This window comes from Streptomyces sp. 3214.6 (genome assembly GCF_900129855.1).
Classification (GTDB): Bacteria; Actinomycetota; Actinomycetes; order Streptomycetales; family Streptomycetaceae; genus Streptomyces; species Streptomyces soliscabiei.
In genome coordinates, this window is record NZ_LT670819.1 from 6722905 (window position 1) to 6745145 (window position 22241).

General features: G+C 68.0%; 17 protein-coding genes, 3 tRNA genes and 4 pseudogenes. 11 read left to right on the plus strand and 13 right to left on the minus strand.

Translation table 11 applies throughout. The annotated features are described in order from the left end of the window. Nucleotides 1–64: 64 nt before the first annotated feature. The 4 genes from B5557_RS30360 to B5557_RS30375 form a co-directional block, all read right to left on the minus strand. On the minus strand, nucleotides 65–1993 hold the full coding sequence (locus tag B5557_RS30360) for an ABC transporter ATP-binding protein (RefSeq protein WP_079662443.1): 1929 nt from the start codon (nucleotides 1991–1993) through the stop codon (nucleotides 65–67). Beyond that, complete coding sequence (locus B5557_RS30365; protein ID WP_079662444.1) at nucleotides 1993–3726, minus strand: ABC transporter ATP-binding protein; 1734 nt, start codon at nucleotides 3724–3726, stop codon at nucleotides 1993–1995. Before B5557_RS30365 ends, B5557_RS30360 begins: the two co-directional genes overlap by 1 nt. A gap of 146 nt (nucleotides 3727–3872) precedes the next feature. Continuing rightward, nucleotides 3873–5327 (minus strand): xylulokinase, encoded by a 1455-nt coding sequence (locus B5557_RS30370; RefSeq protein WP_079662445.1) that lies wholly within the window; start codon nucleotides 5325–5327, stop codon nucleotides 3873–3875. Nucleotides 5328–5442: 115 nt separating this feature from the next. Beyond that, on the minus strand, nucleotides 5443–5748 hold the full coding sequence (locus B5557_RS30375; RefSeq protein ID WP_159424448.1) for a YtxH domain-containing protein: 306 nt from the start codon (nucleotides 5746–5748) through the stop codon (nucleotides 5443–5445). A 156-nt stretch (nucleotides 5749–5904) separates the two neighbouring features. On the opposite strand from B5557_RS30375, the gene B5557_RS30380 reads away from it, so the two are divergent. The 5 genes and pseudogenes from B5557_RS30380 to B5557_RS30400 all read left to right on the plus strand — a co-directional run bounded on the left by B5557_RS30380 (nucleotide 5905) and on the right by B5557_RS30400 (nucleotide 7510). Then, a tRNA-Asn gene (locus tag B5557_RS30380) sits at nucleotides 5905–5977 on the plus strand. Nucleotides 5978–5982: 5 nt separating this feature from the next. Continuing rightward, nucleotides 5983–6055 (plus strand) — tRNA-Asn (locus tag B5557_RS30385). A gap of 179 nt (nucleotides 6056–6234) precedes the next feature. Further along, nucleotides 6235–6308, plus strand: a tRNA-Ile gene (locus tag B5557_RS30390). A gap of 471 nt (nucleotides 6309–6779) precedes the next feature. Beyond that, nucleotides 6780–6932: pseudogene (locus tag B5557_RS46335) on the plus strand (IS30 family transposase); the annotation flags it as partial. Between the two features lie 218 nt (nucleotides 6933–7150). Next, entirely contained in the window at nucleotides 7151–7510 is a 360-nt protein-coding gene (locus tag B5557_RS30400; RefSeq protein ID WP_231976076.1) for a nuclear transport factor 2 family protein, read from the plus strand. A 289-nt stretch (nucleotides 7511–7799) separates the two neighbouring features. Here B5557_RS30400 and B5557_RS30405 read toward each other — a convergent pair whose 3' ends face one another. Next, complete coding sequence (locus B5557_RS30405; protein ID WP_079662449.1) at nucleotides 7800–8639, minus strand: alpha/beta fold hydrolase; 840 nt, start codon at nucleotides 8637–8639, stop codon at nucleotides 7800–7802. Nucleotides 8640–8770: 131 nt separating this feature from the next. Between B5557_RS30405 and B5557_RS30410 the strand changes: the two genes are divergently transcribed. Then, the gene (locus B5557_RS30410) at nucleotides 8771–9379 is read left to right on the plus strand and encodes a TetR/AcrR family transcriptional regulator (RefSeq protein WP_079665092.1); all 609 of its coding nucleotides are present in this window, start codon (nucleotides 8771–8773) and stop codon (nucleotides 9377–9379) included. 287 nt (nucleotides 9380–9666) lie between these two features. Here the strand turns inward: B5557_RS30410 and B5557_RS30415 are convergent. The 5 genes and pseudogenes from B5557_RS30415 to B5557_RS30440 form a co-directional block, all read right to left on the minus strand. After that, a pseudogene (locus B5557_RS30415) lies at nucleotides 9667–10308 on the minus strand (transposase); the annotation flags it as partial. A gap of 600 nt (nucleotides 10309–10908) precedes the next feature. Beyond that, nucleotides 10909–11292, minus strand: a pseudogene (locus B5557_RS30420) (UTP--glucose-1-phosphate uridylyltransferase); the annotation flags it as partial. Between the two features lie 111 nt (nucleotides 11293–11403). Continuing rightward, a complete protein-coding gene (locus B5557_RS30430) occupies nucleotides 11404–12669 on the minus strand; it encodes an IS701 family transposase (protein WP_079658614.1) in 1266 nt (421 codons plus the stop codon). Between the two features lie 155 nt (nucleotides 12670–12824). Beyond that, nucleotides 12825–13440 (minus strand): annotated as a pseudogene (locus tag B5557_RS30435) (CDP-glycerol glycerophosphotransferase family protein); the annotation flags it as partial. 24 nt (nucleotides 13441–13464) lie between these two features. Then, nucleotides 13465–14961, minus strand: coding sequence for an MFS transporter (locus B5557_RS30440; RefSeq protein WP_079662450.1), 1497 nt, complete (start codon nucleotides 14959–14961; stop codon nucleotides 13465–13467). 167 nt (nucleotides 14962–15128) lie between these two features. On the opposite strand from B5557_RS30440, the gene B5557_RS30445 reads away from it, so the two are divergent. The 4 genes from B5557_RS30445 (at nucleotide 15129) to B5557_RS30460 (ending at nucleotide 17812) form a co-directional block, all read left to right on the plus strand. Further along, nucleotides 15129–15728, plus strand: a complete 600-nt coding sequence (locus B5557_RS30445; protein WP_079662451.1) for a TetR/AcrR family transcriptional regulator — start codon at nucleotides 15129–15131, stop codon at nucleotides 15726–15728. Nucleotides 15729–16175: 447 nt separating this feature from the next. Next, entirely contained in the window at nucleotides 16176–16499 is a 324-nt protein-coding gene (locus tag B5557_RS30450) for a hypothetical protein (RefSeq protein WP_079662452.1), read from the plus strand. Between the two features lie 600 nt (nucleotides 16500–17099). After that, on the plus strand, nucleotides 17100–17477 hold the full coding sequence (locus tag B5557_RS30455) for a type II toxin-antitoxin system RelE/ParE family toxin (protein ID WP_107472650.1): 378 nt from the start codon (nucleotides 17100–17102) through the stop codon (nucleotides 17475–17477). Beyond that, nucleotides 17474–17812 carry a helix-turn-helix domain-containing protein gene (locus B5557_RS30460; protein WP_079662454.1) on the plus strand — a complete coding sequence of 113 codons (339 nt, stop codon included), beginning with the start codon at nucleotides 17474–17476 and terminating at the stop codon, nucleotides 17810–17812. Before B5557_RS30455 ends, B5557_RS30460 begins: the two co-directional genes overlap by 4 nt. A 464-nt stretch (nucleotides 17813–18276) precedes the next feature. On the opposite strand, the gene B5557_RS30465 is transcribed toward B5557_RS30460, so the two are convergent. Continuing rightward, on the minus strand, nucleotides 18277–20364 hold the full coding sequence (locus B5557_RS30465) for a LamG domain-containing protein (RefSeq protein WP_079662455.1): 2088 nt from the start codon (nucleotides 20362–20364) through the stop codon (nucleotides 18277–18279). Between the two features lie 208 nt (nucleotides 20365–20572). On the opposite strand from B5557_RS30465, the gene B5557_RS45390 reads away from it, so the two are divergent. Then, the gene (locus B5557_RS45390; RefSeq protein WP_231976077.1) at nucleotides 20573–20698 is read left to right on the plus strand and encodes a hypothetical protein; all 126 of its coding nucleotides are present in this window, start codon (nucleotides 20573–20575) and stop codon (nucleotides 20696–20698) included. A 634-nt stretch (nucleotides 20699–21332) separates the two neighbouring features. Here the strand turns inward: B5557_RS45390 and B5557_RS30475 are convergent. Both B5557_RS30475 and B5557_RS30480 read right to left on the minus strand, forming a co-directional pair. Continuing rightward, nucleotides 21333–21746: a PIN domain nuclease gene (locus tag B5557_RS30475; RefSeq protein ID WP_079662456.1), complete on the minus strand. Its 414-nt coding sequence runs from the start codon at nucleotides 21744–21746 to the stop codon at nucleotides 21333–21335. Continuing rightward, complete coding sequence (locus tag B5557_RS30480; protein WP_079665093.1) at nucleotides 21743–22006, minus strand: type II toxin-antitoxin system VapB family antitoxin; 264 nt, start codon at nucleotides 22004–22006, stop codon at nucleotides 21743–21745. Before B5557_RS30480 ends, B5557_RS30475 begins: the two co-directional genes overlap by 4 nt. Nucleotides 22007–22241 lie beyond the last annotated feature (235 nt).

The window sequence follows — 22241 nt, forward strand, 5'->3', positions numbered from 1 at the left end:
AGCCCTCGAGAAGCCCCCGAGAAGCCCCCGAGAAGCCCCCGAGAAGCCCCCGACGAGGAGACCGTCAGTCGACCTCGGCCACCGCCTGCGCGAACTGCGCCTGGTACAGCCGCGCGTACGCCCCGTCGGCCGCGAGGAGCTCGGCGTGCGCGCCCTGTTCGACGATCGAGCCGTTCTCCATCACCAGGATCGTGTCGGCGTCCCGGATGGTCGACAGCCGGTGCGCGATGACGAACGACGTACGCCCGTGCGCGAGCTTCGCCATCGCCTTCTGGATCAGCACCTCGGTGCGGGTGTCGACGGAGCTGGTGGCCTCGTCGAGCACCAGGATCGTCGGGTCGGACAGGAACGCCCGCGCGATGGTGATCAGCTGCTTCTCACCGGCGCTGACACCGCTGCCCTCGTCGTCGATCACGGTGTCGTAGCCGTCGGGGAGGGTGCGCACGAACCGGTCGGCGTGCGCGGCCCGCGCCGCCTCCTCGATCTCGCTGCGGGTGACCTCGCGCGCCGAGCCGTACGCGATGTTCTCCGCGATGGTGCCGCCGAACAGCCAGGTGTCCTGGAGCACCATGCCGATCCCGGCGCGCAGTTCGTCGCGGGACATCCGCGCGATGTCGACGCCGTCGAGGGTGATGCGCCCGCCGGAGACGTCGTAGAACCGCATGAGGAGGTTCACCAGCGTCGTCTTGCCGGCGCCCGTCGGGCCGACGATGGCGACCGTGTGGCCGGGCTCCACCGCCAGCGACAGGTCCTCGATCAGCGGCTTGAGCGGGTCGTACCGGAAGGACACGCCCTCCAGCGCCACCCGCCCGCGCAGCTCCTTGGGCCGCTCGGCCGCCACCGGATCCGCCTCCTGCTCCTCCGCGTCCAGGAGTTCGAAGATCCGTTCGGCCGAGGCGACGCCCGACTGCACCAGGTTCGCCATCGACGCGACCTGCGTCAGCGGCATCGAGAACTGGCGCGAGTACTGGATGAACGCCTGCACATCACCGATGGAGAGCGAGCCGGACGCCACGCGTAGCCCGCCCACCACCGCCACCAGCACATAGTTGAGGTTCGACACGAACATCATCAGCGGCTGCATGACCCCGCTGTTGAACTGCGCCTTGAACCCGGCCTCGTACAGCGCCTCGTTCTGCTCGGCGAACTGCTCGGCCGACTCCTCCTGGCGGCCGAACACCTTCACCAGCGTGTGCCCCGTGTACATCTCCTCGATGTGCGCGTTGAGCTTGCCGGTGGTGCGCCACTGCTGCACGAAGTGCGGCTGCGACCGCTTGCCCACCCGCGTGGCGACCACGAACGACAGCGGCACGGTCACCAGCGCGACCAGCGCGAGCAGCCACGACACCCAGAACATCATCACCAGCACACCGATGATCGTCAGCAGCGAGTTGACGAGCTGGCCCATCGACTGCTGGAGCGTCTGCCCGATGTTGTCGATGTCGTTCGTCGCACGGGACAGCACCTCACCGCGCTGGCGCTTGTCGAAGTACGACAGCGGCAGTCGCGACAGCTTCGTCTGCACGTCCTCGCGCATCCGGAACATCGTGCGGTTCACGGCCCTGTTGACCAGGCGCGTCCCCACCGCCATCAGCAGACCGGCGACGAGGAACACGCCGAGCGCGAACAGCAGGACCTCGCCGACCGCGTCGAAGTCGATGCCCTTGCCGGGCGTGAAGTCGGTGCTCTTGAGCATGTCGGCGACGCTGCCCTCGCCGCGCTCCCGCATCGAGTCGAGGACCTGCTCCTTGCTCGTCCCGGCCGGCATCTCCCGTCCGATGATGCCCGCGAAGACCAGGTCGGTGGCCTTGCCGAGGATCTTCGGCCCGACCACGCTGAGGCCGACGCTCAGCGTCACGCAGGCCAGCATCGTGTAGAGGGTGAGTCGTTCCGGCTTGAACTGGGCGAGCAGCCGCCTGCCCGACACCTTGAAGTCCAGCGAGCGGTTGTCGGGACCGGTGCCGGCCATCATGCGCCCCATGGGCCCGGCCATCAGGCAGCCTCCGCTTCCGTGAGCTGGGAGAGCACGATCTCCCGGTAGGTCTCGTTGTCCGTCATGAGCTCGCGGTGCGAGCCCGTGCCGACCACCCGGCCCTCGTCGAGGACGATGATCCGGTCGGCGTCGCGGATGGTCGCCACCCGCTGGGCGACGATCACGACGGTCGCCTCGGCCGTCTCCCGTCCGAGCGCCGCCCGCAGCGCCGCGTCGGTGGCGTAGTCGAGGGCGGAGAAGGAGTCGTCGAAGAGGTAGATCTCCGGCCGCTGCACGAGCGTACGGGCGATCGCGAGCCGCTGGCGCTGCCCGCCGGAGACGTTCGTCCCGCCCTGCGCGATGGGGGAGTCCAGGCCGTTCTCCAGCTTGCTGACGAAGTCCTTGGCCTGCGCCACCTCCAGCGCGTGCCACAGCTCCTCGTCCGTGGCGTCCGGATTGCCGTAGCGCAGATTGGTGGCGACCGTGCCCGCGAACAGGTACGGCTTCTGCGGCACCAGCCCGACGGTCTTGGCCAGCAGCACCGGGTCGACCTCCGCGACGGGCACCCCGTCGACGAGCACCTCGCCCTCGGTGGCGTCGAACAGCCGGGGCACCAGCCCGAGCAGCGTGGACTTGCCGCTGCCGGTCGAGCCGATCACGGCGGTCGTCTCCCCGGGCCGCGCCACCAGCTCGACGGCCTTGAGGACGGGCTCCTCGGCGCCCGGATAGCGGAAGCCCGCGCCCCGGATCTCCAGATGCCCGTGCCGGCGCAGCTCGGTGACGGGCGCCACCGGCGGCACCACGGACGACGAGGTGTCCAGCACCTCCTGGATGCGCTCGGCGCACACCTCCGCGCGCGGCACCATCATGAACATGAAGGTGGCCATCATCACGGACATGACGATCTGCATGAGATAGGCGAGGAACGCGGTCAGATCACCGATCTGCATCCCGCCGCTGTCGATCCGGTGGGCGCCGAACCAGACCACCGCGATCGACGACAGGTTCACCGTGGTCATGACCACCGGGAACATCAGTGCGAGCAGGTTGCCGGTCTTCAGCGAGATGTCCGTCAGGTCGGTGTTCGCCTTCCGGAACCGGCCCTCCTCGTACTCGTCGCGCACGAAGGCGCGGATGACCCGGTTGCCGGTGATCTGCTCGCGCAGCACCCGGTTCACGGTGTCCACCTTCACCTGCATGGACCGGAACAGCGGCCGCAGCCGCAGCACGATCAGCGTCACGCAGATGCCCAGCACCGGCACCACGGCGACGAGCACCCCGGACAGCGGCACGTCCAGGCCGAGCGCCAGCACGATGCCGCCCACACACATGATGGGCGCCGAGGCCATCAGCGTGAACGTCATCAGGGCCAGCATCTGGATCTGCTGGACGTCGTTCGTGGTCCGGGTGATCAGCGTGGGCGCGCCGAAGTGGCCGACCTCCCGGGCGGAGAAGGACTGCACCCGGTCGAAGACGCCGGCGCGCACGTCCCGGCCGAGCGCCGAGGCGGTCTTCGCGCCGTAGTAGACGGCGCCGATGTTGCACACGACCTGCGCCAGCGAGATGCCGATCATCACGCCGCCGAAGGACAGGATGTATCCCGTGTCCCCCTCGACGACGCCCTTGTCGATGATGTGGGCGTTGAGCGTGGGCAGGTAGAGGGTGGCGCAGGTCTGCAGGAACTGCAGCAGCACCAGCAGGGTGATGGGTTTTCGATAAGGCCTGAGGTACGTCCTCAGCAGTCGTATGAGCACGCTACGTCTCTCGGAGTCGACGGGCGGGGCTTGGGCATTCGGTTGCCCCTGGCCCCTATCGTCGGACACTCCACCCGCGTTACCTCAACCCATTAAGCCGACAGCAGTGTTTTTACGGCCTTCCGTGGAGAGCCCCAGGAGGGGCGTTACGGGCGAAACGCCCCGGGATGCGTCTGCTCCCGCACCGACACGAACTGCTGGCGCACCGCCTGCCCCACGGCCAGCTCCTCACCCGGGTCCAGGACCTGCGCCGCCGCCCCCTGCCAGGCCGGCGGATTCCGCGGATCGAGGGTGCCCTGCGACACCCCGAGCGCCCACGCCGCCTGCCGGGCCGCCCCGATCGCCGCGTAGTCCGCCGGCTGCGGTACGACGACCTGCGCCCCGAACAGGGCGGGCGCCGCCGCCTGCACGGCCGGCAGCTCGGCCGCCGCCCCGAGCAGGAAGATCCGCCGCACGTCCACGCCCCGGCCGCGCAGCACGTCGAGCGCGTCGGCGAGCCCGCACAGCATGCCCTCGAAGGCGGCCCGCGCGAAGTGCTCGGGCTTCATCGACTCGCGCCGCAGCCCGGCCAGCGTCCCGGCGGTGTGCGGCAGGTTCGGCGTCCGCTCACCCTCCAGATAGGGCAGCATGACCAGCCCGTGCGACCCCGGCGTCGACTTCATCGCCAGGTCCGACAGCGCCTGCAGATCGGCCGCCCCGACCAGCTCGGCGGCGCCCCGCAGGGTCCGTACGGCGTTCAGGGTGGTGACGACGGGCAGGTGCATGCCGGTCGCGTCCGCCAGGGAGGTGATCATCCCGCTCTGGTCGACGAGCGCCTCGGGGTGCACGGCCATCACGGACCCGGAGGCGCCCAACGACACGACCGCGTCGCCGAGCCCGATCCCGAGCCCCAGGGCCGCGGCCATGGTCTCGCCGGTCCCCGCGGAGATCAACAGCCCCTCCGGCGTCGTACCGGCCTTGTCGGACGGTCCGATCACCTCGGGCAGCATGGCCTGGTGACCGAGCGCCAGCTCCACGAGATCCGGCCGATAACCGCCGGTGGCCGCCGACCAGTACCCGGTCCCGGAGGCCCCACCCCGATCGGTGGTCCTCCTGACCGGCCGCCCGAGCAGCTGCCACACCAGCCAGTCGTGGGCCTGGAGCAGCACGGCGGTCCGCGCGGCGGCGTCCGGCTCGTTCTTCGCCAGCCAGCGCAGCTTGGTCACCGGCTGGGCCGCCTGGGGCACACACCCCACCGCCTGCGCCCAGGCCTCGCGCCCGCCGAGCGCGTCGACCAGATCGGCCGCCGCGACCTGCGCCCGCTTGTCACCGCCCACCATCGCCGGACGCACGGTGTTGCCCTGCGAGTCCAGCGGCACGACGGCGTTCTGCTGCGAGGACACCCCGATGGCCTGCACCCCTTCGAGCAGCCCACCGCCCGCGGCCTCGCCCAGGGACAGCAGCCAGGCCTGCGGATCGACATCGGAGGGCCGCCCACCGCTCTCGGCGCCTTCCATCGGATGCGGCGCGTATCCCTGCCGGAGCACGGCTCCGCTGTCCGCGTCGCAGACGACGATACGAGTGAAATCGGGCGAACTGTCCAACCCGGCGACTATCCCCATGGCGAAAATTCTGCCGCACACTCCGCTTGGGTTTGGCCGTGGAGACCGTACGACTGGGTCTGTTCTTGCCCGGCGGGTGCGTTCTGGCTGGTCGCGCCCGCGCGCAGAGATGCCGTTACGTGTTGCTGGTGCCCCAGTCGTCGCCTCCGCCGTTGTGGGCGCTGCGCTCCTTCAGAGCGCGGACCCGGCCCGCGACCGACTCGGGCATGTGGTCGCCGACCTTCTCGCTGACCGCGTGGTACGCCTTGCCCGCGTACTGGCGGCCCTGGTGGGCGGCGGTCTCGGCGGTGTTGCGCACCGCGGGGTTCTGGGCGACCTGCTGCGCCGACTTCTTCAGCTGCTCGTAGCGCTCGCGCCCGGCACGCGTGCCCAGTACGTAACCCAGAGCCAGCCCGACGACGAACGTGAGCTTGTAGCGCATGACGGCCACCTTCCCTCGTGTAGGTCCCTGGCACGGCATCGGCGCCGGGGGAACCGATTGGCGGAGCACCCCCCAGCTTGCGCTAATGTATGTGTCGCAGCGAGCGAGCGCCCCCTGGCGAATACCCAGGTAGGTACGTTCGATGCAACGAGGCATTCCTCCGTAGCTCAATTGGCAGAGCAGCCGGCTGTTAACCGGCAGGTTACTGGTTCGAGTCCAGTCGGGGGAGCTCGGTCCTCCGTAGCTCAATTGGCAGAGCAGCCGGCTGTTAACCGGCAGGTTACTGGTTCGAGTCCAGTCGGGGGAGCATCGTGAACGAGGACCCCATGGGGGTCCTTTTTCATGTCGGTCTCACGCCGACGGGAACCGTGCAGGCCAGGGCGCAGTCCTCATGGTCGTGCAAGGTCCACCAGCCGAAGCGTGAGATCGTATGAGCGGCTATGCTGCGGCAGACGGCGCGCACACATGTACGCGACACGCCGCTATGGGGCGGTAGCTCAGCCGGTTAGAGCAGCGGACTCATAATCCGTCGGCCGTGGGTTCGAGTCCCACCCGCCCCACCTTTGCAGGCTTCTGACCTGCGGAAACGTTCATTTTTGGGTGTCGGATCGTCAACTTTGCCTGAACGGACTGAATCCGCTGCTCGTAGGTTTGAGGTCCGGCAGCGTTCCGGGGAGATCCAACCCCTCTGACCTGCGGCGGAGTAGTTGTCTAAGGTTGCCGCTCTCGGTCCGGGCGACTGCGCTGCGGGTCGTCCCCAAGACCCAGGGGCCATACAGGGGCCGGGAGGGCGCGGCCGGGGTCAGGCCGAGAGTGTTTCCGGGCCGATTTCGTGGTCCCGTTTGCTGGTTCGGCGGCATGGAGCTGCCGTCCACCGTGCGGACGGTCGAGTGCCGGGCCGGCACTGGAGGCGGCGTGGATGCCGGTGCGTCTGGCAGACAGGCCCGAGGTCAGGGAACGGCCCGAAGAGGAAACGGTCCCATGGACGGCGCACCGCGTTCATCAAGGCTGAGCCATGTGCGGTCAGCGCACCATCTGGCGCCGGTGAGGAAGATCGCGGCCGAGCTGGAGCGCAGCCCCTCGACGCCGTCGCCGCCGAACTCAACGGCCGACCACGCAAGACGCTCGGCTGGGAAGCCCCAGCCGAGCGCCTGCATACACTCCTCACGACCGCCTCACACTGACCACGTGTTGTGCCGGCCTCGACGGCGCCGCCAGCCGTGTCTCGAACCTGCTCGTCCTTGCCCGTGGTGCGGTCGCACTCCGAGGGCGTGGTGCCTTGGCGGCCGTGGCGAGAAGGCATACCGCTTCGACATGGGTACGCATGGCGCCCGCTTCGACCGGGCCGGCGATGGCCCTCCTGCCGGCGTGGTCGGCCTCGACCAGGATGCCTTCGCCGGGGATGCCCTGGCCAGGGCCGTTCGTCGACCAGCTGCTGGTCCGCAAGGACCTGACCGGCATCGACGCCTACGTCGGCGCCGACTACCACGAACACGGCCCGAACATCTCCGACGGCGCGGCCGGCCTCAAGGCCGACCTGGGCAGCTACTTCGGCAAGTTCCCGCAGTCGAGTGTCACACCGAAACGCGTCATCGCCGAAGGCGACCTGGTCGCCGTGCACAGCCACTACGTCGACACGCCGGGCGAGCGTGGCCGGTCGGTCATCGACCTCTTCCGGGTCCGCGATGCCAGGATCGTCGAGCACTGGAGTTCCGAACAGGCCGTGCCCGAGACCGCCGCCAACGACAACACGATGTTCTGACAGTCGCCGGGGCGGGGCGAATCGTGTCCAGCCCCCACAAGAGCGACCGGCATTGGGCCATCAGCGCGGCGATCCCGAACCGTCGATCCCGTCGCTCTTGAACCGACGCCCAGCCGTCTCGATGATCCGCCGCCGCGTCTCCTGCTTGCGCTCTCGCCCGTATCGGGCCCCGCGCCCTCCTTCACTCGTCCAGCCGGCCGCTGGCCGTCACCCCGGGCCCCACTCAAGTGGTTCTTCGGGGGTGGGGGACACACCCAGGACGTGCCGTTCGCCTTTCGCGCGCGGCTGGTTACTCGTCGAGGAACTGAAGCGCGTGCTTCAGGAACCGCTCCGGGTACTGGAACTGCGCTCCGTGCCCGGCGTCGGGGTAGATCAGCAGTTGGGCGTTCGGGATGTTCTGCGCGAGGTGCCAGGAGTTGATCGAGGCGATCATCACGTCGTTCGTGCCGTTGAGGACCAGTGTCGGCTGGGTGATCGCGTTCAGGAAGGCGTAGGGGTTCTCGCCGGGCAGCGGTTCCCCGTAGGGGATGAACGCTTCGAACTGTGCCTGCCCGACTGCGGGCGAGCTCGGCGGGTCCTGGTCGGCCCGCTGGTGGCGTCGCTCCCAGAAGGCCCGGCCCGCTTCGACCGCGGCCTCGGAGCGGCCGAAGAACAGGAAGAGGAAGTCCTCCAGGCTGTGGACCGGATTCAGAGCCACCTCGGGCACCTTGGGGTCCATCGTCGGGTCCCCGCCGCGCAGGCCGGTGCCGAGCAGAAGGAGCTTGCGCACCAACTGCGGGTGGCGCAGCGCGACCTCCTGCACCTGCAAACCGCCGATGGAGAAGCCGAGCAGATCGACCTGCTCCAGCCCCAGTGCCTGGATGACCGCGGCGATGTCGTCGGCCATGTCCTCCATCCGGTTGCGCGGGGTGCCGGATGAGGAGGCGATGCCGCGCCCGTTGAACAGGATGACCTCTCGGCCTTCGGCCAGGCCGTCGGTGAGCAGGGGGTCCCAGTGGTCCATTCCCCCGCGGAAGTGCTGGACCAGGAAGATCGGGACGCCGGAGGGCTTGCCCCAGCGGCGGTAGGCGAACCGGTCGCCGTCGACCTCGATGTACTGAGTCGGTGCGGTGGCATGCGTATCGCTCATGGCCTGAGCCCTTCTGGTGGGGATGAGCAATACGATGACGTTCGTAATCTAAAAAGTCAAGCCTTTAGATGTCGATCGGCATCTATGTATGCTTGACCGTCGAGTATCGATCGTGGAAGGGGAGGCCGGCCATGCGAGTGACCAAGGCGCAGGCGGAGCAGAACCGTGCGCACATCGTCGCGACAGCCGTCAGGCTGTTCCGCGAGCGCGGCTATGACGGTGTCGGCGTGGCGGAACTCATGGCAGCCGCCGGGTTCACCCATGGCGGGTTCTACAAGCACTTCCGTTCCAAGGCCGACCTGATGGCCGAAGCGTCCGCGAGCAGGCTCTCGCAGATCGCGGCACGGGCAGAAGGCATGGACCCGGCCGAGTTCGTCGAGAGCTACGTCTCCCGGGAGCATCGCGACGGGCGCGGCGGCGGGTGCACCATCGCGGCTCTCAGCGGCGATGCCGCACGTCAGCCGGCGGACATCAAAGCGGAGTTCGCCGCCGGGATCGAGCAGTTGCTGACGGTCCTTCAGGCCCCAGGCGACACGCCGGCGGATGCGGACCAGCGTGGGGACCGCACCACTCTGATCGACATGCTCGCTCATTCGGTCGGCGCGGTCATGTTGTCGCGGGCATGCCCAGATGATTCTCCGCTGGCGGACGAAATCCTCGATGTCTGCCGCCAGGGGATTCTCGCCTCGCTGGCGCACGGCAGCAGCGATCAGCCGGCGGCACGGCGTCCGGAAGCCTGACCGCAGTCGACCGACACAGGGCCGACCACCCGAGGGTCAGACGTCCGCCCGATCCCGTCAGCTCGCTCTGGGAGAAGGCGACTGAGCTGGATAGGGTGACGAGGAAGCGTTTGGCCTGCGGAAATGGCCGCAGAGGCTCCGCCCGGAGTAGAGGGTCGGGGCCTCTGCGCGTTGGAAGGGAAATCCGCTGTGCGAAGGTTCTATCCCCTTGGTTGAACTGTGCGGACATGGCTGCTTCCGTGACGACCGTCGAACGCATCGACCTCCAGGGGCCGTTGAGGGGCCACAAGGACGTTGTCGGTGAGCATGTGCCAGATCGCGGTGATGATGGAGTGCTCGACGGCGACCAGTGCTTTCATCGGTCCGTGGCGGGCGGTCAGCCGTTTGTAACGGGCTTGCAGGTAGGTGTTTTTGGTCCTCACCGCGCCAAGAGCGGCCAGTCCGAGGGCGCCTTTGAGATACGGGTTGCCGGGGCGGACCTTGGTGTTCTTGGTGCGGCCGGCGGACTCGTGGTGGCCGGGGCAGACGCCGGCCCAGGAGGCCAGGTGCCTGGCGGAGGCGAACCGGGTCATGTCGCCGCCGGTCTCCGCGATGATCACCTCGGCGACGGCCCGGTTGATCCCGGGGATGGTGTCGAGGAGGTCGAGCGCGGGACGAAAGGGGGCCATCGCCTCCTCGGTCCGTGCAGTGAGCTGGTCGATCATCACTGTGAGCTGGTCGTACTGGTCCAGATACAGGCGAGCGAGGAACGCGTGGTGCTCGCGGAAGCGTCCGGTCAGCGCCTCGGTGAGTTCGGGGATCTTGTTGCGGAGCTTGCGTTTGGCCAGGTCCGCGAGAATCTGGGGGTCGTGTTCCCCGCTGATGAGGGCTTCGAGCATGGCCCGGCCGGAGACGCCCATGATGTCGGAGGCGACTGCGGAGAGTTTGATGCCGGTGCTCGCCGAAGCGGTGGTTGACGAGCGCGATGGAGCTCGGGTGCACCGTGGCGACGCCGCTGGCGGTGAAACGCCTCCGGTTGTTCTCCGCTGGCGTCCAGCTCGTGCACACCGGCCGCCGCCGCTGGCTCTGCATCCCGCCCGATGGTTCTGGACCGCCGTCATCACCCACGCGATCGTCAGGCTCCACGCCTTGCCGAACCCCAGCTGACAGCCACTTCGACCGTCCCGACAATCCGCACTACCCCACCGGTGAAGTGGAACCCGGTGTCTCCCCGATGCGAGAGCCGGGCCTTCGGCCCGCCCCAGCCCCGAAAAGACGGCCCCGAACAAACACAAGTCCCCGTCAGTAAACTGACGGGGACTCATGAACGAGGGGACTCATGAACGATCAAGGTTGAGTAAGGACTACTCATCCCTTCATGCTTCGGGAAACGGACGATGAAGCGCCCTGTATCCGTTTGTGCGTGAACTCTGGGATCGCTTATGAAATTTCGATATCCCGGCAGGCCGCCATTGCCGTCCGCGGATTCCCCCAGTGGTGACGCGGCCAAGTTTCTGCCTGGACGGGCAGAAGCTGGTGGGTGTGAGTGGCAGGGGGTCGCGCGGGTCGATCAGGTCGTCACCGAGGAGGACGGCGAAGGGTTCGTGGCCGACGTGCGGGGCCGCGCACAGGACGGCGTGACCGAGTCCCTTGGGGTCGCCCTGGCGCACGTAGTGCATGGTCGCGAGGTCGCTGGACTCCTGGACCTTGGCGAGCCGGCCGGCGTCGCCCTTCTTCTGGAGCGCCGATTCGAGCTCGTAGTTGCGGTCGAAGTGGTCTTCCAGCGGGCGCTTGTTGCGGCCCGTGATCATCAGGACGTCGTCAAGACCCGCCGGCGCGGCCTCTTCGACCACGTACTGGATCGCCGGCTTGTCGACGACCGGCAGCATCTCCTTGGGAGTGGCTTTGGTGGCCGGCAGGAACCGGGTGCCTAGTAGGGCTTGGTCAGGTCCGTATTGGTGTGGGTATGTCGCGGTGGCAGGTGGGGCAGGCGCCGGTCCATAGGGCGAGGAGGGTCTGTAGCTCGCGGACGACTTGGTAGAGGCTCAGGCCGGCCCCGTGTCTTTTGGGGCTCGGGCCAGTCGTTGCAGGGTGCAGAAGGCGTGCGCGACGGAGACGAGGGTGACGTGGTGGTGCCATCCGTTCCAGGTGCGGCCCTCGAAGTGGGCAAGTCCCAGGGCCTGTTTCATCTCCCGGTAGTCGTGCTCGATGCGCCAGCGGAGTTTGGCGAGGCGGACCAGTGTGGTCAGGGGCATGCCGGAGGGCAGGTCGGACAGCCAGTACTGCACCGGCTCGCTCTCGCCGGCGGGCCATTCGGCCAGCAGCCAGCACACGGGCAGTTCCGGGCCGTCGGCCATCTGTCGGACCTCGCGTCCGGCAGGCCGGATGCGCAGGGCAACGAAGCGGGAGTGCATCCGCTTGCGGCCCGAGCGGCCGGTGCCGGGCCGGGAGCCCTCCCGCCACTGCACCCGTCTGGCCGCTTTCCGGCCCGCCGCGATGACCAGCTCCTTCACCGGCTGCGGCTTGTCGGGATACTTCGCCACCGGCGGGCGGCCCATCCCGGAGTACGGCTCGGCCACCGGCACCGCGTCGGCGGGCTGGGCGGAGAGCGTGGTGGAGATCCCCACCACGTAATTCAGGCCGCGGGCCTGCAGTCCGTGCCGGAAGGCGGCGGCGTCGCCGTATCCGGCGTCCGCGACGGCCAGCGGCACCTCGAGTCCCCAGGAGCGGGTCTCATCGAGCATGTCCAGGGCCAGCTGCCACTTCTCCACGTGCCCGACATCGTCCGGGATGCCGCAGCCGGCACGGCGGGCGATCTTGTCGGCATCGGCCTTCGGCGAGGCGGGATCCCACGTCTGGGGCAAAAACAGCCGCCAGTTGACCGCCGCCGAGGCGTGGTCGGACGCGAGGTGGAGCGAGACGCCGACCTGGCAGTTGGTGACCTTGCCCGCGGTGCCGGTGTACTGCCGCGACACGCATGCCGAGGCGCTCCCGTCCTTGAGGAACCCGGTGTCGTCGAAGACCAGGGCCTCGGGCCCGATCGCCTCCTCCATCCGCCAGGCGAGCTGGGCCCGGATATGTGCCGGGTCCCAGGGGCTGGTGGTGATGAAGTTGGCCAATGCCTGACGATTGCCGTCCTCCCCAAGCCGGGCGGCCATCGGCTCGACCGACTTACGCTGTCCGTCGGTCAGCAGCCCCCGCAGATAGACCTGCCCCCACCGGCGCTGGTCCTTGCGCGCGAACGGCTCGAACACCTCCGCCGCGAACGCCTCCAACTCACCACGCACCGCAGCAATCTCGTCCGGAGTCACACAAACTCAACGCCACACCAGACCCGCAGGACACGCACCACAACAACCGACCTGACCAAGCCCTACTAGGCCCGCCGCAGGAATGACAGCCTTGCACAGGGGAGAGCGCGAACCCATGGGTGTTCGCCTTTCTGATCGTGCGCTTCAGGCGCGGGTCAGGGCGGTGTCCGCGGGGGGTTGCCCAGGAAGAAGGCCCTGGGCAACCCCCCTGCTGCTGATGGTGCCGGTGTTCGCTCGTGCAGCGGGAGCACCGGGGGGATCGCGACCTTCTCGGTGAGGAAGAGGTGTGTGACGATGCGCTCCGCCGCGTTTCCGTCGTCGTACTGGACGAACCGGCGGCGGAAGACCGCGCGGAGCTCAGCTGCCGCCGGGCCGTTCCAGGCGCCCGAGCGGAAGGTCTCGATCAGCTCGTCCTCGGTGGTCGCCGTCGCTCCCGGGGTCTCGCCCGGATTGTCCGAGAGAACGTCGAAGTACACGCCGCGCGCCTTGCGGTAGACCTCCCAGTCGTCCGCGTAGGTGATGATCGGGCGGTCGAGGCACGCGTAGTCGAACATGATGGAGGAGTAGTCGGTGATCAACGCGTCGGCCGCCAGGCAGGATCCTCCACGACCGGATACCTCGACACGTCCTTGATCAGGCCGCGCTCCTGGAGTGCGGCCAGGCGGGGGTCGTTCCGTAGAAGTAGTGGGTGCGTACGAGCAGGACATAGTCGGGGCCGAGTTCACGGCAGAACCGCTCCAGGTCGACGCGGGGGACGTATCCCTTCTGGTGTCAGCTATGCACGGTTGGGGTCGTTCACATGTGTGCCGCCATGGGCTCCGGTGCTGTCTCCTGGTGGGGCTGTGCTGGCGTGCTGCTCCGGCTGCGGTAGAGGAAGGCCGTGATGACGGCGCCGAGAGCGAAGATGCCGGCGGACCACCAGAAGGCGGTGGTGAAGCTGTGCAGTTGGGCTTGGGCGAGCGTGTCGGCGCTGGGGGTGTGGTCTGCCAGGTAGGCAGTCGCGGCGCTGGCGGCGAGAGTGTTGAGCAGGGCCGTGCCGATGGAGCCGCCGACCTGCTGCATGGTGTTGACGGTGGCGGAGGCCGCGCCGATGTCAGTGGGGGCGACACCGGCGGTGGCGATGCCGAGGGCGGGCGGCATGACATGGCCGAGGCCGAGGCCGATGATCAGCAAGGGCGGCAGGACGTGGCTGGCGTAGGGGGTGTCGAGGCCGATTCCGGTGAGCCAGGCCAGGCCGGCGGCTGCGAGCAGCATGCCGGCTGGGACGGCGATGCGGGGTCCGAGCCGCCGGACGGTGAGGTTGGTGGAGATCTGTGCGGACACGATGAGTGAGCCGATCATCGGGAGGAAGGCGACGCCGGTGCTCACCGGGCTGTAGCCGAGCGTGATCTGAAGGTAGTAGGTGAGGAACAGGAAGATTCCGAACATGCCGCTCGCGGCGACCAGAACGGCGGTGAAGGAGGCGGCGCGGTCACGGTCGCGCAGGATGCGCAGGGGAAGGAGCGGGTTGGCCGACCGGGTCTGCCAGAAGGCGAACGCGGCGACCAGTGCCACTCCGGCGGGCAGGAGGCCCCAGGTCGCCGCGGAGTCCCAGCCGTTGGACTCGGCCTTGGACAGGCCGTAGACCAGGCAGAACAGTCCTGCGGAGACCAGGGCCGTGCCGGGCAAGTCGAGAATGGGCTTGGCCCCGCGCTCAGTGCGGTGGAGGTGCAGGGCGCCTCCGACCAGGGCGAGTGCTGCGAAGGCCAGGTTTACGTACAGGGTCCAGCGCCAGCTCAGGTGCTCGGTGAGCAGACCGCCGAGCAGAAGCCCGATCGCGCCGCCGGTGCCCGCGATGGCGCCGAAGACGCCCATCGCCTTGGCACGTTCCTTGCCCTCGGTGAAGGTGACGTTCAGCAGGGTGAGGGCCGAGGGGGACAGGATCGCCCCGAAGACGCCCTGCAGGGCGCGCCCTACGATCAGCAGCTCGAAGTTCCCGGCGGCGCCCGCCAAGGCGGAAGCAACCGCGAAGCCGGTGACTCCGACGAGGAAGACGCGCTTGTGTCCGAACAGGTCCGCCAGGCGTCCGCCGACGAGGAGCAGGCTGCCGAAGGCCAGGGAGTAGGCGGTCACCACCCACTGCCGGTCGGAGTCAGAGAAGCCGAGATCGTGCTGGGCGGAGGGCAGGGCGATGTTCACGATCGTGGCGTCGAGGACGACCATCAGCTGGGCGGCGCCAATGACGGCCAGCACCCACCAGCGGCGGCGGTCCAAGGGGAGTGCCTCGGCGGAGCGGGGCGGTCGGACAGACATATGGAGGAACTCCTGTTCAGGAGGCGGAGGGAAGTGGCGCACGGTGCTGGCCGGCACGCAGAATCGGCGTCGTCGGCGGCAGCCCTCTAGAATGAATTCACCAGGTGCTGATATTTAATTCTGCACGTGGTGAATTGCTGTGTCAAACCCATGCCAGGAGGCTCGCCATGACCCCACCCACCCGGCTCGGACGCCGCCCGGGAGAAACCGGCACCCGCGAGACAATCCTGGAAGTGGCGCGCCGCAAGTTCGCCGAACTCGGCTACGACCGGACGACGATGCGGAGCGTGGCGGTCGAGGCCGAGGTCGACTCAGCCCTGGTCTCCCACTTCTTCGGCTCCAAGCAGCAGTTGTTCGCCGCAGCAGCGCCCCTGCCGTTCGACCCGGAGAGCGTGCTGGCCGAGCTGCTCGGCGGCCCAAGAGAGACCATCGGCCGGCGGCTGGCAGCCCACGTTCTGGGAACCGCCGACACCACGGACGGACGGCTGAAGATCACGGGGCTGATCCGTGCGGCGGCCTCCGAGGAGGCGGCCGCCAGGGTGCTGCGCGAGCGGGTCACCCAGGCCATGCTCGTTCCCCTTACCGAGGGGCTGAACGTGCCCCAGGCCCGGTTGCGCGCCGCCCTGGCCGCATCACAGGCGGTCGGACTGATCATGGCTCGCGATGTGATCGGCCTGGAGGTACTGGCCGAGACCGAGACCGAGATCCTGGCCGGAGCGGTCGGCCAGGTACTCCAGCACTACCTCACCGGGCCCCTGGTCCTCTGACCCGTCACGACAACTGCGCCGGAGCTGTCATGCACACGGACCACGTAGCCCACCCAGTACACCAGCCGGGCCTTCGCCGACGCCTGCCGCAAGGCCGGCGTCCGTCAGTCGATGAACGCGATCGGAGCCGCTGATCGAACCCGATCGGCACGAACGGTACGGACGGCAGATCGAGATCAGCGCGTTACCTTCCGTAGCCCACGTGGGGGGTGGGTCGTACACCTGCAGTCCTCGCTGACAGTGGACCCCGGTGGCGGGGGAGGATGATCGGATGCCTTCGGAGGGGAAGGCACTGGTGAGCGCCGCGGGTGGGGTGAGGGCCAGGAAACGTGGCTGGTCCCCGCGTGGTCGGTGCGCTGCTCTCGGGGACCGTTCGGTGGTACCGCTTGGGTAGCCTGCTGTCTCCTGGACCTCGGAACATGCACAAAGACGATGAGGTGGTGTGGCATGGGCTCGTCGTCATGGGGTGCCGAGCTACTGAGTGGGCTTAAGCCGTTGTCCCGGGTGGTGCTGTTCGTGTGCCTGTGCGCTCTCGCGCTGCCGTTGTGGTTCGCCGCGCAGAACACTTATCGGTTCATCGACGGGCACCGCACGAACACGGAAGGATACGTGCACTGCGAGTCGGGCGGCCCATGTCGCGGCGCGTGGCGTCTGCCTGCAGGGCAGCGTGGGACCGGTGAGATCCGCGGTCTCTCCTTCGCTGCCGATGAAGAGCTTCTGACGGACATACCGCTGTTCGCGGGCCAGGACTGGGCTGTCGCCGACCGCTGACCTGCGGAAACGTTCATTTTGTCCTGTCGGATCGTCAACTTCGCCTGAACGGACTGAATCCGCTGCTCGTGGGTTTGGGGTCTGACGGTGCTCGGGGAGCGCGAACTGCTCTGACCTGCGGCGGAGTAGGTGATCGAGGTTGTCGCTCGCCGTGCGGGCGACTGCCCTGAGGGTCTATGCCAAGATCCAGGGGCCGTACAGGGGCCGGGACGGCGCGGCCGTGTCCAGGCCGACGATGTCTCCAGGCCGATTTGTTGTTCCGTTTACGGGTTGCGTGGCACGTGCTGCTGTCCCCAGTGCGGGAGTCGAGCACTGGGCCGACAGCGGAGACAGTGCAATATCGGCACGACGGTGCGTGGGCGCGGTTAGGGCGACGGCGGCTGCCGTCTGCGCTGCGTAGGCGAAACATGGGTTGACGATCCGGTCCTAACGGATGGACCTTGCGCCGGCCGTGCCGGCGACCCGGTCGACGCAGAGACAGCCCTTGCCTTCGAGGCGTGTTGTCGAGCACGCAGGTGACTGCGGGAGCTGCAGCCATTCCCATTATGACGTCAGTGGTGTATGTTATCAGTGTAATAATTGCAGATGGGGGACGCCTGTATGGCTTGGAAGATTGTCGTGGTCGAGCCGGCTCTTTCGTGGCTTCACGGCCTGCGCCGCACTGACCGCGACACCCTGATTCAGGTCAGCCAGGCTGTCGCTGCCCTTCAGGAGGAAGGGCCCGCGCTGGGTCGGCCTCTGGTGGACACGATCAAGGGCTCGGTGCTGTCGAACCTCAAGGAGCTCCGCCCCGGGTCGGCAGGTGCCACGGAAGTGCGGTTGCTGTTCGTGTTCGACCCGGACTGTCAGGCCGTGATCCTGGTCGGCGGTGACAAGGCGGGCAACTGGTCCGGCTGGTACCGCGTCGCGGTGCCCCAGGCGGAGCAGGCGTATGCGGAGCATCTGAAGCGAATCGATGGAGAGGACGGGGCACGATGACTGATCACCTCAAGGACCCGCAGGCCGTCTCCTGGGGAGACCTGGCTGAGGATTTCGCCTTCACCGATGCTGAGAAGGATCAGATCCAGAAGGGGGCGCAGGCGATGGTCCTGGCTTCCCGTGTGCACCGCCTCGCCGAGTTGCGGAAGCGGCAGCACACCACGCAGGTCCAGGTCGCCGAAGCCATGGGTGTCACCCAGGCCCGCGTCTCCCGCATCGAGAAGGGCCAACTGGAGCGCAGCGAGGTCGACACTCTCGCCGCCTACGTCAAGGCGCTCGGCGGCAAGCTGAAGATCGTCGCTGACTTCGGTGATGAGACCTACGTCCTCGGCTGACCCGATCGGCAGGCTGTGACCCAGGTTTATGCGCAGTTCGGTGGACGAGCTCGCGTCTTGATGCCAGGGATGATGCTCCACCCCGAGACAAGGGGTGGAGCATCATCGCCTTGATCAGGGACTTCGCTGGGCGAAGATTCCCTCCTCTGGGCTGAACTGGGCAGAGTTGTCGCGAGCGCCCGTCTCGAACGAGCCAGCGGCCTTATTCCTCAGATCAGATCGCCACTACCGTGCCGGATGGCACGCGCCTACATGGCGAAGGTGCGCCGCAGGTTCGCGGCCGCCCGCTACCTGAGTCGGCTGTTGTTCGTGTCCGATGCGGGCGGGCGTCAGGACGCGGGGACGGACGCATCCTATTAGGTACCGGCGGTCGACCGGAGCAGGACGGCCCGCCGGAACCTGGGTTCGGGCGGGCCGTTGGCGAGGTCAGGGATCAGGGATCAGCACAGACAAGGATCCGTACCTCACCCCAGGCGCGAGACGTCCCTGTCCGTCAGCGCGCCCCAGTAGGCCTGTACCTCGTCCACGTCGCCATGCAGGTACTCGCCCCAGCCGTCATCGGACCTGGCCCGGCCGATTTGGAGGGCACCGGTGCTGTGCCAGCCGTTGGGGAGGCTCGCGGTCGCCTGGGCGTTGGTGTAGCCGTCGAGGTAGAGCCTGATCGTGTCGGTGGCGTCGTCGTAGACCACGGCGAGGCGATGGCCTTGGCCCTCGCCTCCGTCCGCGCCCACGATCTGGGACACCACCTTCTCGGGGGCTCCGGCCTCGTCCTTCTCCGGCATCACCAGTTGCCAGGTGTGCGTGGACGGCTCGTAGCGCACCTTGAAGGCGTCGGTGTGCTGGCCGGCCTGGGAGAGCACGGCCATCGGGTGGGCGGGCTCGGAGTCCGCGAGGCGAACCACGACGCCGAGAGTGAAACTGTCCCCGGTGTCCACGACGGGCCCGTCAGCAGCGGCGTACCCGCTCTCGCCGTCCAGCACCAGATGCCCGTCACCGACGAGTGGCGGCGGCACGTAGGTGCAGTCCGGGTCGATGTCCGGGATACAGGAACTGTCGGAGCCCCGGTAGATCGAAGCCCCCGCGCCGAGCCGCAGCGGCGAGCCGTCCGACTGCTCGGGGCTCACACCGTCCGTCGCGTTCTCCAGCGACCAGTGGCCGAGCAGCTTCGGCTTGCGGTATGCCAGTTCGGCTACCTCGTCCGGCACCACGACCCGGTCGTGAACCTGCACGTCACCGATGTCCCCGTGCCACTGGTCCTCATAGCCGGCAGCCCTGAGGGCGCGCCCGATCTGGAAAGCGCCGGCCGCCTCGGCGGAAGTCGCATTGGCCGCGGTGCCGGCCTCGTGGCCGTTGACGTACAGTCGCGCCTTTCCGGTCTCGGCGTCGTACAGCCCCAGCAGATGGGCCCACTCGCCGGTCTCGGGGGCGCCGCCGGACACCTGCGCGCCGCCGATCGCGAACGACCAGGCGGCCCCGGAGTCCTGGCGGCGCAGCCCCAGGTCGAAGCCGGGCGTGCCGTCGGCATCCTGGCTGACGACGGTCATGTTCCGGTCGGTTTCGGCGGGCCGTACCCACGCGCTCACCGCGAAGGTCTTACGGATGTCGGTCGCCGGGGCGTCCGGGGTGAGAAAGCCCTGGCCGCTGCCGTCGAGGCCGACCGTGGTGGTGGCCGTGGTGCCTGTGGGCGCCGGGCCGCCGAAGGTCACGCCGGTCCCGGCGCGGGCGGCGGTGCCGGTCTCGGCGGCGGCCGAGGTGGAGTCCGGGTCGTCGTCCAGCTTCCAGCGGGCGACGGGAGCACGGCCGGCCTTCACGTTGAAGTCGTAATCCGACTCCCCGCTGCTTCGGCCCGACCGGTCGATCGCGCGGACCGTCAGCGACTTGGATCCCGCGGAGAGCGGCAGGTACGGAATGGTCACGGCCGCGCCCGGCCGCTCCGCGGAGACGGTGCCGTAAGGGCCGCCCAGGAAGCCGTACGTGTATGACACCACGTCGTCGGAAGGCGAGTGCATGGTGAAGTGGCCGTAGACGCCCACTCCGTCCACCCAGAACACGTCCTCCGGGTTGGGGTATTCGGGAGAGGCGATCGTCGGCTTCTCCGGGCTCACGTCGTCGTACACGAACGAGCAGACCGAGCCGTCGCCCTCGTCGCTCCACGCGGAGGTCGCCTTGCCGTCGTTCGCGCGGACATGCCAGGAGACGGCGATGTTCGCCGGGATGTCGTTCGGCATCGTCCAGTACTGGCGCGACCCCGAGGAAAGAATGATGGTGGTGTAGGTACGCTGCTGCTTCACTCCGGCCGCGTCCGTCCACCAGGCTTCGAACTCGCCACTGAGCGAACTGTATTCGGAGGGCTGGTTGTCCTCCTCCGGGTCGTACAGCACTGCACTGAGCCTGGGCGGCGTCGAAACGTATGGCGTGTCGTCACCGGTCGCGCATGCCTTGCCTCCCGACTGGAGGTCTTGGACAAGCGGCTGATTCGGCGGCAGGTTGTCCACCGCGTACGCCGTACCGGCAGCCGTGGCCAACAGCGCCGCCGCACAGCTCCCCACCACCGTACGTCTGCGTCTTCCTGTCCTTGTGAACCTGGTCAAGTGGCCCTCCCCTGTGAGTGCTTGACACTCGTGGATCACACGAGCGCCTGAAGCTAACAGAGGCCACTGACAGCACGGAAAGGCTTTCCCGGCCGACCTGTTCCAGAACTTCGGTGTGGTCGAAGCAGAACAACCAACAACGCCGGGAAGGCTCGGCAGGGGCACGGAAGTGCGGTTGCTGTTCGTGTTCGACCCGGACCGCCAGGCCGTGATCCTGGTCGGCGGTGACAAGGCGGGTAACTGGGTCGGCTGGCATCGCGGCGCGGTGCCCCAGTCGGAGCAGGCGTATGCGTAGCAGCATCGCGTTGGAAGGGGAATCCGCTGCGGGAGGGGTTCCATACCCTCGGCTGAACAGGGCGGACGCGACTGCTTCTGCGGTAGGCGTACAGCTCATCGTTTTCCAGGGGTCATTGAGGGGCCACAAGGACAGGAACAGACCGACAAGCACTGCATAGTGCTGACACGGATCAGCACGTCTGACCTGCAAGAACGACGTGAATCGGCAATGATCGGCAAGGGCCGCCAAGATCCTCAAAGGACTCATAATCCGTCGGCCGTGGGTTCGAGTCCCACCCGCCCCACTGAGTAGGGCTTTGACCTGCGGAAACGTCTCATCTGGGGTGCGGATGCAGGACTTTGGGCTGCGGGGCTGAATCCGCTGCTCGTGAGTTCAACTCCATGGCCGTCAGTGTGCGTTGGGGCCGCTTTGACCTGCGCAGACGTATCGGCCTGCGGCTGGAGGATGGCGTCGTGCGTGGGCTGTGCGAGCGTCTGGACGTCGAATTCTGGACGCTGGCTGGACGCGAGGATCCGGAAGTGGTGTCGCCCGGTGACTCCTGGGTGTCGGGAGACGGCCCAGGCCACAGTGGACTGACCGCCAGGCGGCCAGGTCGGTCAGAAGCTCGGTGCCCGTCGGCACCGCGCGAGCATTACTGCCTGAGGTCGATCGTGCGGACCGGCTGCCCTGTCGTGCGGGCGATGGTTTCGAAGTCGCGGTCGTAGTGGAGCAGAGTGAGTCCCGCTTCTTCCGCGGCTGCGGCCACCAGGAGGTCCACGGGGCCCGCGCTGCGGTGTTCTCCCTTGGCGGTCAACTGTTCCTGGATGACGCGGCCGCGGCGGTAGACACCGTCGGGCATGGGGCACCAGGCGTAGTGGGCGTCAAGTGCCGACTTCAAGCGGGCGCGGTCCGTGGCCGAACGGGCCGAGTAGAGGACTTCCAGTTCGGTGAGGTCGCAGATCGCGACGAGGCCGGCGGCGATTCTGTCGTCCCATTCGGCCGTGTTCTGGCGGAGGAGGACGCGGGCGAGGGCGGAGGTGTCGATGAGGTAGTCGGCGAATGTCACTCGTGCGCTCCCGCGCCGCGGTCATCGTCCGCCGCGCCCGCGCTCGTGGGGCGGTATGCGCTTTTGTCCAGCAGTAGGTCGATGTCCAGAGCGCCCTCGGCCACAAGTTCGCGGGCCTCGTCGAGTGCTCGCAAACGCCGGTAGCGGACCGTGACTTCCCGCAGCGCGGTGTTGATGGTGTCGCGTTTGGTAGAGGTGCCGAGCTCTCTGGCAGCTGCCTCCAGTGCCTCGTCGTCGAGATCAATGACCGTCCGACTCATGGTGGCCTCCTCCACTTGAGTGTATAAGGCGAAGTGTATCAAGATACAAGATCTTTTGTATATTCCATGGTGCGGAGCCGCAACCGTTTGTGTGGAAACGGCCCGTACAGGAAACGGTACGAAGGGACACTCGGGGTGCGCGGAGACGACTGTGGACGTTCACCCCGTTCCGTACGAGGTGCTCGTCCTTTGGCGCGGGGGCGGGGCAAGCCCAGCCCGCGCGGGGCCGACGCGA